Source organism: Bacillus solitudinis, from assembly GCF_002797395.1.
GTDB lineage: Bacteria > Bacillota > Bacilli > Bacillales > Bacillaceae_D > Halalkalibacter_A > Halalkalibacter_A solitudinis.
Genome location: NZ_KZ454943.1, coordinates 2,357,830 through 2,373,140, shown reverse-complemented (window position 1 = coordinate 2,373,140; position 15,311 = coordinate 2,357,830). Strand labels below are relative to the sequence as shown.

General features: G+C 35.2%; 11 protein-coding genes and 1 pseudogene. All 12 read right to left on the bottom strand.

Annotated elements, in window-relative coordinates:
* Positions 1-6: 6 nt before the first annotated feature.
* A complete protein-coding gene (locus CEF19_RS11445) occupies positions 7-1,545 on the bottom strand; it encodes a response regulator (RefSeq protein WP_100406166.1) in 1,539 nt (512 codons plus the stop codon).
* Entirely contained in the window at positions 1,538-3,298 is a 1,761-nt protein-coding gene (locus CEF19_RS11440; protein ID WP_100406165.1) for a sensor histidine kinase, read from the bottom strand. The genes CEF19_RS11445 and CEF19_RS11440 overlap by 8 nt, the downstream gene beginning before the upstream one ends.
* A gap of 33 nt (positions 3,299-3,331) precedes the next feature.
* Positions 3,332-4,651, bottom strand: a complete 1,320-nt coding sequence (locus CEF19_RS11435) for an ABC transporter substrate-binding protein (RefSeq protein WP_100406164.1) — start codon at positions 4,649-4,651, stop codon at positions 3,332-3,334.
* Positions 4,652-5,028: 377 nt separating this feature from the next.
* The gene (locus CEF19_RS11430) at positions 5,029-5,994 is read right to left on the bottom strand and encodes a carbohydrate kinase family protein (RefSeq protein ID WP_100406163.1); all 966 of its coding nucleotides are present in this window, start codon (positions 5,992-5,994) and stop codon (positions 5,029-5,031) included.
* Positions 5,987-6,205 (bottom strand): annotated as a pseudogene (locus CEF19_RS23760) (YesL family protein). Before CEF19_RS23760 ends, CEF19_RS11430 begins: the two are co-directional and overlap by 8 nt.
* A gap of 171 nt (positions 6,206-6,376) precedes the next feature.
* Positions 6,377-7,858 (bottom strand): glycoside hydrolase family 32 protein, encoded by a 1,482-nt coding sequence (locus CEF19_RS11420; RefSeq protein WP_100406162.1) that lies wholly within the window; start codon positions 7,856-7,858, stop codon positions 6,377-6,379.
* A 25-nt stretch (positions 7,859-7,883) separates the two neighbouring features.
* Positions 7,884-9,236 carry a glycoside hydrolase family 172 protein gene (locus tag CEF19_RS11415; protein ID WP_100406161.1) on the bottom strand — a complete coding sequence of 451 codons (1,353 nt, stop codon included), beginning with the start codon at positions 9,234-9,236 and terminating at the stop codon, positions 7,884-7,886.
* A 101-nt stretch (positions 9,237-9,337) separates the two neighbouring features.
* Positions 9,338-10,225, bottom strand: a complete 888-nt coding sequence (locus CEF19_RS11410) for a carbohydrate ABC transporter permease (protein ID WP_227521971.1) — start codon at positions 10,223-10,225, stop codon at positions 9,338-9,340.
* Positions 10,226-10,227: 2 nt separating this feature from the next.
* On the bottom strand, positions 10,228-11,112 hold the full coding sequence (locus CEF19_RS11405; RefSeq protein ID WP_100406160.1) for a carbohydrate ABC transporter permease: 885 nt from the start codon (positions 11,110-11,112) through the stop codon (positions 10,228-10,230).
* A gap of 93 nt (positions 11,113-11,205) precedes the next feature.
* The gene (locus CEF19_RS11400; RefSeq protein ID WP_100406159.1) at positions 11,206-12,528 is read right to left on the bottom strand and encodes an ABC transporter substrate-binding protein; all 1,323 of its coding nucleotides are present in this window, start codon (positions 12,526-12,528) and stop codon (positions 11,206-11,208) included.
* A gap of 1,707 nt (positions 12,529-14,235) precedes the next feature.
* Positions 14,236-14,463 carry a hypothetical protein gene (locus CEF19_RS11390; protein ID WP_100406157.1) on the bottom strand — a complete coding sequence of 76 codons (228 nt, stop codon included), beginning with the start codon at positions 14,461-14,463 and terminating at the stop codon, positions 14,236-14,238.
* A gap of 622 nt (positions 14,464-15,085) precedes the next feature.
* Positions 15,086-15,226 carry a DUF2521 family protein gene (locus CEF19_RS23140; protein ID WP_157801079.1) on the bottom strand — a complete coding sequence of 47 codons (141 nt, stop codon included), beginning with the start codon at positions 15,224-15,226 and terminating at the stop codon, positions 15,086-15,088.
* Between the last annotated feature and the right edge of the window lie 85 nt (positions 15,227-15,311).

Here is a 15,311-nt window from a genome sequence, read left to right as displayed (position 1 = left end):
CATACGTTACTGCCTAATTAAATGCTCCGAACGATACTTACCTGGCGTGGTTCCTACATGCTTTTTAAATACTTGGTTGAAATATCGTTGATTATCATATCCAATTTGATGACAAATTTCAGAGATTTTATAATTGGTTGTTCTGAGTCGTTCCTTTGCTATATTCATTCGCATATCAATGATAAATTTAAACAATGTCATGCCAACCCTTTTTGAAAACAGGCTACTAAGATAGGCTGGACTAATATGAAATTGTTGAGCAATATCGTCCAAAGTAATGACTTCACAAAAATGGTTTTCTATATACTTTTTTACATCAACAATTAATTTCTCTTTCTGCGATATTTGGTTATCTTGTAAATACTCAGAGAGCAAACTCCCCTTATCGAGTAACCATTCCTTCATCTCTTCAATTGATCTCAATTGATGTAATTGGTTATATATCACATGTTTTTCTTCCAAAATTTGTTCAACATTGACTTCATATTCTTGCTGTACATAATCAAACACATTTATTATTAGCCTAAAACACATATATTTTGTTTTGACTGGTGGCAGCATCTTTTGCTGAGAATATTGTAATAAATCATCAATCAGTTTGTTCAGATTATTTAAATCCCAATTTTGTTTGTTGAAGTAATTATCGATCATTTTGATCATATCAGCACCTACATTATATTCCACTTTTTCCAAAGCATCGTAATACGTAAACGATCGATTTAAATAAATACCGATGTGAAAGACTTCTACTGCTTCTTTATATGATTGCTGAACATCTGTTAAATCATCATACGTATTCCCGACTCCGATTATAGGTACTTCTCCAACCTGATTTTCCACTAACTCAGAAAAATCAACTATGGCTTTATTCTCCTCTTGATTCGATTTTGAAAATACAACAACTAAATATTCATCAACGAAAAATACAAATCCATTGTCTCCATTTTTCTGAAAAGGTTTTTTTAGATGCCTAATAAAATCCCGCTCTTTATATTTAGTTAGCCCTTTAGAGGAAGTAAATCCACAAACGAGTACCGTACAATTTTCAAATTCAGTCGTTAGCTCATGAGCGCTTAATTGATGACCAAAAATAGCATCTAGCATATATTTTTCTTCTAATTGCAATTCATATTTTTGAATCTTATCCTTATTCTGTTTTTCTACTTGAATACTATCAAACTTGTTAATTGCTTTTTTTACTGAAGCGATTATTTCATCAATCTCAATTGGTTTTGTTAAATAGTCCACAACTTCTAATTTGAGCGCTCTTTTCGCATAATCAAATTCTGTATAGCCACTAATAATGATAAATACGGTATCATGCCCAAGATTCTTTACTTTATCAATTAAGTCTAAGCCGTTCAATCCAGGCATTCTTATATCAGCCATTACAATGTGGGGCTTTGTATCTTCAATTAATTTGTATGCCGTATTCCCGTCTAGAGAAGTTCCTACAATTTGTACTTGATGATCCGACCAATTTATTGCTGAAATCAGACCATCTAATACCACTTTTTCATCATCTACAATTATCATTTTATACATTTTCAGTCACCCCTTCCTTTTGCAATCCCTCGAGTTCTAATCCGACCTTTACGATTACTTTTGTCCCTCTGTTTTTTTTACTTTCTATTTTCATTCCATAGTTTTTACCATACTGTAACTTAATTCTTTCATTTATGTTTTTTAAAGCATATCCTTTCTTACTTGCAGCTACTTCTTCCGTGTCAAAACCAATTCCATTATCAATGACTTCAAAAATCATCGCATTATTTACTTTTCGACCAGTGATTATGATTTTTCCATTTCCTTCTTTTAATTCTAAACCATGATAAACTGCATTCTCGACAAGTGGCTGTAGAATCAATTTAATAATTTTTTTAGTTAAAAGTGAGGGGTCAACATCAATACTGTATTTAATTTTGTTGTCAAAACGGATATTTTGAATATCGATATAACTTTTCACTTGATCAATTTCGTTTTCTACAGTCGTAATATACTTTCCGTCATTTAATGTTAATTTAAATATTTTTGATAAACTTACTGCCATTTTTGCAATCAGTTTCGCATTACTTTTTTGCGCCATCCAAAAGATTGAATTAAGCGTATTGTACAAAAAGTGTGGATTAATGTGATTTTGAAGGGCCAAAAGTTCAGCTTCTTTTTCTTTTAATTGTGACTCATATAGCTGGACGGTCAATTCACTATTTCGGTTATACAATTGTACAAAGCGATTACCGACTTTTCCAATTTCATCGTTAGAGTCAAACGCAATATTCGACACCACTTCTCTTTTTTCCATATCCTCTATTACATTTCTCAATAATGAAAGTTGTTTCGTGATTTTTTTTGAAATTAAAAAGGCACTTATTGTTGCTAGTAGAAAGGATAGAACTAATAATAAAACGGTAAGTGCTCTAATATAATTAAATTCTTTTACGACATATTCATAAGGCATCACGCTTACAATTTTCCAGTTCGTTATGGCATTAGTAGTATAATTCAAAATATATTTTTTGTTTTCTACCTCAATAATTTGTGCTTCTTTTGGGTTCTGTAACGTTTCTATAATACTCTTATATTTATCTTGGTTTTCATTTTCGTTCGAATAAATAATTGTTTCTTGATCTAATATTAAAATCTCTTCTTCGTTATTAATATTTTCAAACATATTATCAAATACGGATTTATCGACACTAATAATCAAAACACCAATTTTCTCCACAGTCTCTAAATCTCGAATGAAATTCCCATACATTAATAGATTGGAGCTTTCAATAAAATCAGCTTCTATTCCTTTAAACCAAACCCCGTTCCCGTCTTGTTGTTCTAGCATATTATACCAATCCGTACGATTTATCTGATCATAAACAGTTCCAAAATAATTACTTTGTCCCTGACTAAGTTGCAAGTATTCATTTTGCTCATTACCAACATAAGCTGCATTGATATATGGTTTATTATTGGTCACATTAATAAGTAGATCCCTTGTAGCTGTTTGCATTTGATACGATTCAAGCGTCAACTCTGTATGATTCAAAAATCCTTGGATCTCATTTGAAGAAACAATTATATTTGCGCTACTTTCAATGTCAGCAACAAACGTATCAATGTTCCAATCAATCACACTTAAAAAGTTAGAGGTTGTATCTGATATTTTATTTTCCATTACTTTATTTAAATATAAAAAACCAAACGTTCCTACAATTAGTAAAGGAATTAACGTAGAGAGAATCGCTAACATGATTATTTTCTGCTTTATTGTCAGATTTCGTTGCTTCATTTTCAACATTCTCATCTATCATCCCTCTTATAATCTTACTGTCTGCTATTATCGATTTTGTTCAGTAATCTTCTTACTTACTACAGCAAGAGCTTCTTCTGGTGAATAAATACCATTAATCACTCCATAAATACTTTCATTAATGGCATCTCCAACTTGAGATGGGACAACGAGATCTGGCTGGTTAGGTTGACTTTCCCATCCAGTTTGATTCATTTGCTCCATAACTTTAGCAAATGCCGAATGGTTCTTCTCATCTACTTCCCCTTCAAATTGAATCATTGGAGGAACTTGATTATCCAGCATAATCTGTGCTCCTTCCTCACTATAATAGAACTTCAGAAATGACATAACAGCAGCATATTTTTCATCTTCATCTTTGACTTTTGAGCTTACGACTAACGGAGCTGAAGGAACGACTGATGAGACTTTTTGCTTTTCTATCCCGTTTTTGAAAATAGGCCCCCACCAAAAACCAACATCTTCCGCTATTTCACTTTCTTCAATTTTATTTGTTTCCCATACTCCAGCGTCCAACATTGCTGCATCACCATTTAAAAACATTTGAACTGCTTGAAAATAATTTAAAGTGGCTACATTTTTTGGAAAAGCCCCCAGTTCTCTCAATTCGTCAATATTTTTATAAAATTGAAGAAAGTCCTGATTTTGATAGCTTTCTTCGCCAGCCAGGATGGGATCGATTTTATCAAAAAAGCCATACCTTGATAGCATCGTTAAAAATGCCCAAACAGAGTAAGGATCTTGAGACCCTTTCGCAATCGTAACAATATTTTGTTCTTTAAATAATTTTACTGCTTCTTTCATGTCTTGATACGTTTCTGGCAAAGGCACATTGTATTGATCAAACATTGCTTTGTTATACCAAAAACCTGTAACCAGAGGCTGGTATGGAAGTCCAAATTGTTGACCGTTATCGTTATACGGTTCGAGCATATTTGCATGGAATTTTTCGATTAGTTGACGGTTTTCATCAATAAAAGGGGACAAATCAAGTAGCAATCCCGCTTCATTTAACTCAGTCGAAGTATGTGGTAACACCCAAAAGATATCAGGTAAATCATTTGATTGAGCCAACATTTTCATTTTCTTTACATGGGCTTTTTGTTCCGTTCCGTGAACAATAATGTTAATATCGGGGTTTTGCTCCATAAATTTCTGGATGATTTCATAGAGTGCGGGTTCTTGTCGTTTTGGATTAGCAGCATGAATAGCAAGATCAATCGTTATTTGTTCAATAACACTTTGATGATTGATAGCATTTGATCGATTTTCATCAGCGTTGTTACAACCAATTATCGTTAGTATAAGCAATAGCAAAACCAAAAAGCTCTGATATCGTTTCTTCATAATTTTGCTCTCCCACATGTTTTATTTTCAACTAGTAACACTTACGTTTAGTTGAATCAACGAGTAAACGAAAACAGGATGTCAAATTAATTAAACTAATGACTGCAATCAACTAATCCCTTATTTTAATGTCAACGCTTTCATTTCTTCTTGTGGAAATAAATCAATCTTTACGGTTAAAGCTTGATACAACTGAACCGTCTTTAGGAATAGTTATTACTTACTATTTTATACTTTTTATTATAACAAAGACCATTCTAATATTTTTTGAAAATGTCAGTTATTTTTTGAACCAATATCTAACAACAAAAAAATAACGACATATCTTCGTGATTTACCGAAAATAAGCCATTATTTCTATATCATTTAATGTTAAATTAACTCATTTTTTTATTCAATAATTCTTCTATTTCAGACAGGAAAGGCATACTCGGTATCCCGCCTTTTTTTGTAGTTGAGGCTGCAGCTACCCTATTGGCAAATGCCGCCATTTCCTTGACTTCTTCAATTTTTAATTCGGAAGGTCGTACGCCTGCTTCAAGAATTTTATATAGTACTCCACCTAGAAAAGCATCTCCAGCTCCGGTTGTATCGACCGCCGCTACTTTTATTCCTTCCTTACTACCGGTAAAGTTTTTTATTCGGTAAAAACAGCCCTGTTTTCCACGTGTTACAAATACAAGTGAAATCCCATATTCCTTACATAAATAGTCTGTACCTTTCACTAAATCTGTGTATCCTGTAATAAACTGAAATTCTTCTTCGGAGATTTTTAGTACATCTGCATATGGTAACCCTTTGATAATCATGTTCTTAGCATCTTCAGGTGAGCTCCATAAAGGCAGTCGCAAATTAGGATCATAAGACACAATGATTCCATTCTCCATAGCATATTTAGCTGAATCTAGTGTTGCAGACGCTGCTGGTTCATGCGTCATCGAAAGTGAACCGAAATGGAAAATACGAGAATTCTTGATCACACTTTTGTCTATTTCTTTGCTATCTAATGTCATATCAGCACCTGGTTTTCGGTAAAAGCTAAAAGAACGGTCACCATCTTCATCTATATGAACAAATGCCAAGGTTGTATTCACATCTTGAGAAATAACTAAGCCACTCGTATCAACCTTATGATCTACCATCACCTTTTTCAAATAATGACCAAACTGATCATTGCCTACTTTGCCGATGAAAGCAGTTTGTTTATTTAGTTTTGATAAAGCGACTAATACATTTGCTGGAGCACCACCAGGGTTTTGTTCAAACAAACTTCTTCCATTTCCCGATGTTCCATTTGGGGTAAAATCAATCAAAAGCTCACCTAATGCTGTTACATCATACATTGTTTCCTAAGCTAACTTCTAGTAGATTCATTTTCAGAAACTCTTCTTTATAGGCTTGATAGAACGTTGGAAATACAGGGGTATCACACTCCCCCATCACCTATTTCCTCACTACAGCAAACATCGCCGCCGATGATGGGAAAAAACCAAACACAACAAGGCCCAACCAAAATATACCGATCCAGAGCAAATTGACATAAGCAAGTCGCATAACCCACTCACAAATACGATAGAGTCCACCAATCATACTAGTGTATTGCATATACATTCCTCACTCTCTGTTAAGTATGTTTTTTAAACAGAGTCTAATGTCATTACAAGAAAAGAAAATGGGACCTAACCTTCAAAGGTCCCGTATCCCATTTCTACTCTACTAAAAATATTACGTCCAAACAGAATCTAGTTTCCAAGATTCAATGCAATTGATACTAACCTTTCCCCCATTAGTAAAAAGTTTAAATTGAGTACTGTCACCATTTGGGAAAATTCGATTGGTTATCACTTTCTCTCCTTCATTAACAAAGACCTCAACAGATGTTGTATCCATAAAAATACGAAGATTGACCGTACCATCTTCCGTTATGGTTAACGGTGCTTTGCTGATTCCCTTTTCTCCGCAACCAGAGTGCTCACGATCCATGACAATCTCTTTTTGTTCAAGATCAAGCAAGATTTCTGTTCTTTCTGTTCCATCTTCAGAACATCTAAGGTGAATTCCAAATACGGTCGCATCTGTTTTTTTAATATTAAAATCGATGATCGTTTCTGAAACGATTTCTTGGATTTCATTTAGATTCATCGTTTCTACAACTTCAAATGCCTCTAATTTCTTATAGTCGGATCGTAATTCAGCTAGCTCAGCTACAGGCTTTTGCTTGAGGATATCGTCCCCTTCCAATATAAGCTCTCTTGGAACGCCCATTGCCCCAGCCCAACCATGTTCTTTGGAAGGCATTTTTGTTAACCACTTCTCCATCCAACCAATCATAATTCTTCGACCTTGTTCATCTATCAATGTTTGTGGAGCGTAGAAATCAAAGCCATAATCTAATGTTTTGCACGTTTCTTGTGTGAAAACACCTTCTTCATAGTTCATATTTCCAATTACATAAAACGGCTTTTCGTTTTGAGTCCCATACATTGGAGAGACGATCAAGACATGACGATCGTCGATTGGAAATAGATCAGGACATTCCCACATATCCCCTTGTGTACCGTCACTTTCTGCCGCAACACCTTTGTAATCCCAATGTCTTAAATCAGTAGATACATATAATAAGGCTTTCCCTTTGCCATCCTTTTTTGAACCAACGACCATATACCATTTATCTTCATGCTTCCAAACTTTCGGATCTCTAAAATCCTTTGAACCATCCACAGGAAATTGGTTAATGACCGGGTTGTGCTCATACTTCTCAAAAGAAACTCCATTTTTGCTCGTTGCAATCGCTTGAACTTGTTGGGGTTCGTTTCCATCAACATGGCCTGTGTAAATCAAAACAAGTTCTTCTTTATCAACAACCGCGCTACCAGAGAAACATCCATACCCCTCTACGTCTCCAGAATCATAAGATTCTGATGGCGCTAATGCGACCGGTAAGTGCTCCCAATTCACCAAGTCAATGCTTTTAGCATGGCCCCAGTGCATGGGACCCCAGCTAGAAGCATACGGATAATATTGATAGAATAAATGGTACTCGCCCTTATACTGTACAAGACCATTCGGGTCATTAATCCACCCAATAGGCGCCATAAAGTGATACTTAAGACGATAAGGACTATTTTCCACTTTGCCTTTGTTCAGTGCAATTTCATCATTTGCTTTCTTAAGTTCTTCTACATGTTTCGTATTTGTCATCACCATGATACTCACCTCAAACTCGTTTAGTTTATTTACTATTTAACGATCCTTTAACTCGTTTCGCGTGCTCTATGTTCCCTTGTTGTGATTCTCTTGTTTTGTTGTACTTTAATTCCATTTGATGCTTCTTTTCTTCTACATACGTCTTTTCTAACTCTTTTGCATATTCATACGCTTTTTGCTGCTCTTCATTTAATACTGGCTTTTCCTTTTGCACGACTACAGGCATTTCGGCAACATGGGGAAGTCTGTCTTCTACTGGCAAAATATCAAGTTTTGGAGATGGCAATGTTTGATACCAGTATGCCGTTGATGACCAGTCATCAGATAAGTGATTCGCATGGCCATGTTCAAGTGTAACCTTAATGCTTTCAGAGAAATGAACTGGATCTGCGATATGGAATCGGTACGAAACTTGATAGCCAGGCTTTTCACTTTCATGAATAATCGAACCATTATACAAAAACGCATTCTTCTGCATTCCCCAAGCATGGCCGAAGTAATCTTCACTCCCTGTTCCATTAATACTTGGTTGCTTCTCACCATCGATGAAGATCATATCATCCCCTTCACCCCACCAGCTGCCTTGGAAATGATTAACTGATAAGTTACAACCAACATAGTGACCTTTTCCTTCTGTTTCTAAAACGACATAGTTTTCTTCACCCGATAAGTTAGCCACACTTTGAATAGCAGGGCTATTCACTTGAAGATCATTCCCCCAGCCTTCGCAAGGATTTTCACGATGCCAATTTGCATGGAAGTAAACAGTATCCTTAGGTAACTCCTCTTTATATAATTCATAATCAATGTAAAAATACAAACCAAATGGCAACGTATTTTCGTTCACAATTTCAATTTTTGCTTTTTTGTTAAACGGCATCGGGAAGAAGCAGTTTAGGGCAGCAGGTGCACCAAATTTATTCGCTTCTTCTGGTTTAACAGATACATTAAATGGAGCTGATTCAAAGTTCCCTGGCAATGAATGACCTACGCAGAAGAAATCTCCAAATGGAGCCAACACACTTGGTGTATCTTGATCATCCCACGTAATTTTAATTAAAGCCTTTCTATAGTAGAACGGATCTTGTTCTTCCCACGTAACTCCTAATGCGTTGTGAATCTCATTAACAGGTGCTACATTGCTTCCTAATGCCGGATCGACAATACTTGGTCCCATAATTTTTCTGCAGAAAGATGTCATCCAAAAATGAGTCAAACATCCAGGTCCTTCGATTTCACCTAATACTACTGATTCATTTGGTGGAATTAACCAATAATCTTGGTTTCTACCTGTTTGGTCTGAACTTGAAAGTCTTGCCGATCTAGCATCCGCGTGTGTTGTTAAATTTTGCATAAACCCGTTTGATTTTGTTTTCATAGTTTCTTCTCCTCCAAAATGTCATGTGTTTATTTGAACTTCATTTGCTTGCTATGGGACAGCCACTCATAGCAAGACGTACAATTAAAACGTTGCTAACTCTAGCCTTTTACTGCACCTGCTGTCATACCGGCAATAATATACTTTTGGAAAAAGCCATAGAAAATAAGTTGTGGAATCATGACTAGTACAGTAGCAGCAATAATCCCACCATAGTCAATATTCCACCTTCCTTTAAATTCCGAAATTCCTAGTGGAACAGTCGTTAGTGAATCACTACTAATTAGAGTGACTGCAAATGGAAACTCATTCCACACATATAAAATATTAAAGATAAAAATCGTTGCAATAACAGGTATAACAATTGGCAAGACCACTGATTTACATAAAGTAAATAGATTACACCCATCGATGATTGCTGCTTCTTCAATTTCCTTCGGGAATCCCTTTAAAAAACCCATAAACAACAAGGTGTTAAAAGAGATAGATGTTGCAATATAAGGCAAAATGAGGGAAGCATGTGTGTTCATTAAATCAAACATGATCGTAATTCGATAGATTGGGAATAAAAGAATAAAAGGCGGAATAGCTAATCCAAGTAATAGAAAATAATATAATCCTCCTTTTAATTTCCATGATTTAAATACCATTCTGCTTAATGCAAAAGAACTCATAAATGTAATAATAATGACTACCACAACCGTAATAACAGCAATAATAATGGTGTTTTTGTACATTAAGAGGAGATCTAGAGTTGCAATAGCACTTCTGTAATTTTCAAGACTTAAACTTGTTGGCACACTAAACGGACTCGTTAATATTTCACTATTTGACTTAAATGATAGAAGGATCATCCATAGAAACGGCAGCATTACAATAAAAGTAATAGAGTAAATAGGAACGTACGACCAAATCTTGCTTTTTGTTCTGCTCTTTTCTGATTTTCCTAGATTCTGATTTTCCTGCCTTTGTGTCATTGCTTGACTCATGATTACACCCCCTTCTTCTCTACTCGTTTTTTACTTAGCCCTATAAACAGAGCAGTAAATACGATTGTGATTACTAAGGTTACAACCGCAACGGCCATTCCATATCCATATTGACCAGAAATGAATGTCACATTGTACATATACGTGACTAATACTTCAGAAAGGTGATTAGGACCGCCGTTGGTCAGTTGGAGTACGGTTTCAAATATTTTGAAACAGAACGTGATAATAAGAATAACGTTGATCTTAAATGTTTCATTTAACATCGGTATAGTAATGAAAATCAATTTTTGTACACGATTGGCACCATCAATGTCACTAGCTTCATAAATTTCACGAGGTATAGTAGCTAATCCAGCGAGAAAGATTGTTGCGATAAAACCCAAAATCCTCCAGCTTTCTACTACCCCTACCGAGTACGGTGTAAGAGTTGTTCCACCTATCCACTGAAAAGCTAACTGTTCTAAGCCTATTTTTTGCAAAAATACACTTACAAATCCCATATCCGGATCAAGGATAAATACCCAAATCAACCCTACTAGAATCGGTGCGATCACAGCCGGTGCAAAGTTCAATGCTTTTAAAACATTTGCCCCTTTGACATCTCGATTAAGGAGCAATGCTAGGAAAAACGCACTCGGTATTAACACGATCAACGTGACACCTAATACAATGACTGTATTTTTTAACGAACCCCAGAAGAACGGATCTTGCAAAAGGGCCTGATAATTTTTAAGACCAATAAACTCTGGTGCTCCAATCCCCGAGAATCTAGTAAAACTATAATAAGAAGCTATTATAATAGGCAGAATTATATAAGCTGAATATACTAACAGGGTAGGTAGAAGCATGAAACATATATAACGCTTTTTACTAAGCCAATGCATATTCACCCCTCCATGTTGGAATCATTTTTTGTTCTACATCATACGTTCTTATGGTTCTACTACAGCCTAATCACTGTAGCAGAACCCCTTTACCTACTGTCCTGAAATTTTGTTCGCTACTACATCAAGAGCCTCTTCCGGTGAATAGATTCCGTTCATGACTCCATAAATACTGTCATACAAGGCATTGGCAATCGATTCTGATATAACTAGGTCTGGTTGATTAGGCTGACTCTCCCAATCCGTTCTATTCATTTGTTCAACAACTTTGGAAAATACCGGGTGTTTTTCTTCATCTATTTGACCATCGAACACAATCATTGGAGGAACTTGATTATCCAACATAATTTGAGCACCATCCTCGCTATAGTAGAATTGCAAGAATTTCATCACTGCCTCATATTTTGCTGGATCATCTTCTACATGTTTGCCGACAACTAAAGGAGCTGCTGGGACAATTGAAGAAAGATTCTGGTTCCCTACGCCATCCTCAAATGTTGGTCCCCACCAGAAACCGACATCGTTTGCCAATTCACTTTCTTCTATTTTCTTGGTTTCCCATACTCCCGCATCAAGTAAGGCAGCCTCACCAGTCATAAATGTCTCTACCGCCTGAAAATAACTTTGCGTTGTTATATTAGCCGGAAAAGCCCCAAGTTCTCTTAATTCATCAATCTTTTCATAGAAATTTAAAAAGTCGTCATTATGAAAGCTTTCTTCCCCTGCAAGAATGTCATCAATTTTGTCAAAGTACCCGTACCTAGAGAACATCGTTAGAAACGCCCAAATAGAGTAAGGATCTCTAGCACCTTTTGCTATTGATACAACATCATTTTCTTCAAACACTTTTACAGCTTCTGTTAAATCTTCATATGTTTTTGGTAAATCTACATTGTATTGATCAAATAGAGCTTCGTTATACCAAAACCCTGTAACTAAAGGTTGATAAGGCATTCCATATTGCTTACCATCGATTTGATACGTCTCAAACATATTCATATGGAACTTTTCAACCAACTCAGGGTTGTTGTCGAAAAATGGCGTTAAATCTAGAAGTTGCCCGGCCTCTTCTAGCTCTTGTGCTGAAGCTGGTAACATCCAAAAGATATCTGGAAGAGCATTAGATTGCGATTTCATTTTAATATTTCGAATATGTTCTTGTTGGTCAGTCCCTTGTAAATTAATTGTGATATCAGAATTCTGTTCCATAAACTTCTCAACTGTTTGGTAAAAAGCTGGTTCCTGATCTTCTGGATTTGCCACATGTATAGCAAAATCAATCGTGACCTCCTCACTCGCTTCACTACCTTCAACAGGATTTGTAGCGCTTTCATTACTTTGACTACAACCTAAAACACTTATAACGATTAACAGCAGCAAGCTTAAAAAGGGTAAAAGTTTTATTCTCTTCATCATTTTTCCCAGCTCCTTTTTTACTAGATTATTTGGTTTTCAATACTTTTTTAGATGCCTAAACTGGCAGCGGTTTCATTATTGTTGAACCTCTGTTGTTACACCTTTTTTATCAACTCTTCAAAAATTATGATGTCTCTCTTTTTGCCGTCCCCCTTTCCCTTCAATTATTTAAATAAAAGTAATGAGTTACTTGATTACACTTTTAATTGTAGAACCTTATCTCCAGCTTGAAAATTCCAATATATTTTAAAGCTGTCATACATTTTTAGAAAAATGAAAGCAGTTTATTAAATGCTCAGAAATTTTTCATGTAATTCACCAACGGCTAAAATATTTTATTAAAAAAAAGATATTCAACATGGAAGGATATTACAAAAAGTCGTGGGTTGAAGTGAGAACAGCGGTATGTGTAAGTATTTAATAGCAAGCAAGTAATCAAAATCTATGAAAAAAGTATTAACTTATTCTATTATCTCGCTTATTTATCCATTCTTTAATAAAATAACTAAACTAAAAAGAGTATGAGTAAGATGTTTTTGGCAGACTAAAAAACCCCCTAATCCAAGTAATAGAAACACCGTTACTTGGATTAGGAGGCCAGCAAGCGAAAGCTCGGTAAGATTTGAGCAAAATACATGAAAAAAGGGTCTCTCCTTGGTAGAATCATAGTCGCCTAAATCCCGATTCAAAGGAGAAACCCTATGCCACAAAGGAATACCAGTTAGGAACTCCAAAAACTAAACGTTCTCGACGTACAATTGCTGTACATGAAATAGTGATTGAATTGTTTAAAAAGCACAAGGCTGAACAAGAAAAGTTAAAAGAAATGTTCGGGAATTTCTATTACGATAATGATTATGTATTCGCAAACGTAAACCGACACCCAATCTACCCGATCCTCACAAAGTTTATTGGAACTAGAATTGATAGACTATCAAAGTTTTTAAAATCAACTATGAACCTCTACAACCATAAACATACACACAGCTCTGCTTTTGGCAGAGGCAAGGGCTTCACCGATTCACTGGAACAAATCATGGAAACGCCTTGTCTCCATGTAACACAAGAAATGAAAAAAGAAGCCTCTCAAAAGTTCAGTGAACTTATGAGAAGCCTCCATTAATATCCTCAATGTTAGCAAAATGTTAACATTTCACTCTCACCTTACTAACAAACCCTTATCTATCAAGGGCTTGGGGGGCAGATTACATCATGCCGCCCATAAGTCCTCCGCTTTGTAACATGTTTAACGCAAGTTAACGTATGTTGATTAACTCGCGTCATACAAACGTATATGTAGGATTTGTACTGTAACATCTTTAACGTAAAATAATGGCTTATTACGGTCCTATGTTACCCTTTCGTTACCCATTTTAATCGAGCCTACCATTAGTTTGTAGGCTTTTATTTTGCACCGATACACCGATGCTATGTTACTCTTATAGAATAAGTTAAAGCTTTTAAATTGGCGACACGGTGTCCTCAACTACTTAATCATTTTAAACCATTTCTATAGCCTAATATAGTAGCAAACACTTTTAAGACCGTATTTTTTACGTTCTTTGATTTGTTTATTAAATATGAAGAAACTGCGAAAGAAATAATTTGCGAAAAGTCTTATTTTATAGGGATTTTTTGCTTTTTATAAAAAACGGATAATACATCCTAATATATGTTTCGTGGTCAGAATGTGGTCACGAAATCCGGTTATTTTACTTGTTCTTTAAGAACTTCTTTTAGCAATTCAATAGCACTTTCTTCTGATGGATCGTTTGTACCTAGTTCACCACTGAAAGCTTTAGATAGGATAGATTGTTTTAAGTTATCTAAATTCTTGTTATCGTTTATTAATTGGTATACTGTATCTTCTTTCTCTAACAGAAACTTTATTCTTTTTACAATTTCATGTTGTTCTTCAAACGAAGGGATGGGCATAACTAAATTTCTACTTTGAGAAACCGAGATATTACTTTGTCCAACACACCTCTAGTTTCATTTATAACACCCTTTAGTGTTTCATCATATTGCAAGCAATAGTATATAAACTCGGGTAACACATATTTAATTGGTCTAAATCTAACTATTGCTTGATTCATATTCATCTCAGGGTATTTTATCAGGTATAATAGCAATTTTCTTTAAAGGAGGACCAACAATGTTCATTATTACATCTCTTGAATGCAGTATAGACTTTTTCAACTTCGACTCGTGTATCCATCTAGGTATAAATTGTGGCTTATACGAAAAAGCTACTTTATTGTTAACAATGTTATATACTTTAAGGAATGGTACCTCACCTTTTTCAGATATATCTCTTGAAGGTGTACCACCACAATTAATGTTATAACAAAACATATTAGCTTTTAGAGATATCCAACCCTTGTCATCAATATCTTTTTCATATCGAATTCATTGAACATTGTAGTTATTTCTGATATTTCTCTTTTGCTTTCCTAATAAAATTCGTTCTTCTTGAATTAGCTCGTACCTTTGTTTTGCAGATTCGAAATCTTGGTTTCCCTCTCGCCACTTCGCTGTCAACTCACCACGAAAAGCCTTATCCAAATGGGTGGGAAAGAAAATGAAAAGGAACAACAGGTTTAAAATACTCTTTTATGTTTGCTTGAAGATTCTTTAACGAAAGATGGCGTAATACACTTCGCTCAAATTTCCATTGTTTTCCTCTCCATTTTCTGATAGCACAGTAATAGCAGACATCAACCCCCGCTCCTTTCCTTTGTTTTCTTTTAGTATGACGATTGTAAACTAGAGCACGCTATAGA

Coding starts and splice junctions, on each gene's coding strand:
- CEF19_RS11445 (WP_100406166.1), bottom strand. CDS start 1,545: ATGTATAAAATGATAATTGTAGATGATGAAAAAGTGGTATTAGATGGT.
- CEF19_RS11440 (WP_100406165.1), bottom strand. CDS start 3,298: ATGAGAATGTTGAAAATGAAGCAACGAAATCTGACAATAAAGCAGAAA.
- CEF19_RS11435 (WP_100406164.1), bottom strand. CDS start 4,651: ATGAAGAAACGATATCAGAGCTTTTTGGTTTTGCTATTGCTTATACTA.
- CEF19_RS11430 (WP_100406163.1), bottom strand. CDS start 5,994: ATGTATGATGTAACAGCATTAGGTGAGCTTTTGATTGATTTTACCCCA.
- CEF19_RS11420 (WP_100406162.1), bottom strand. CDS start 7,858: ATGGTGATGACAAATACGAAACATGTAGAAGAACTTAAGAAAGCAAAT.
- CEF19_RS11415 (WP_100406161.1), bottom strand. CDS start 9,236: ATGAAAACAAAATCAAACGGGTTTATGCAAAATTTAACAACACACGCG.
- CEF19_RS11410 (WP_227521971.1), bottom strand. CDS start 10,225: ATGAGTCAAGCAATGACACAAAGGCAGGAAAATCAGAATCTAGGAAAA.
- CEF19_RS11405 (WP_100406160.1), bottom strand. CDS start 11,112: ATGCATTGGCTTAGTAAAAAGCGTTATATATGTTTCATGCTTCTACCT.
- CEF19_RS11400 (WP_100406159.1), bottom strand. CDS start 12,528: ATGATGAAGAGAATAAAACTTTTACCCTTTTTAAGCTTGCTGCTGTTA.
- CEF19_RS11390 (WP_100406157.1), bottom strand. CDS start 14,463: ATGCCCATCCCTTCGTTTGAAGAACAACATGAAATTGTAAAAAGAATA.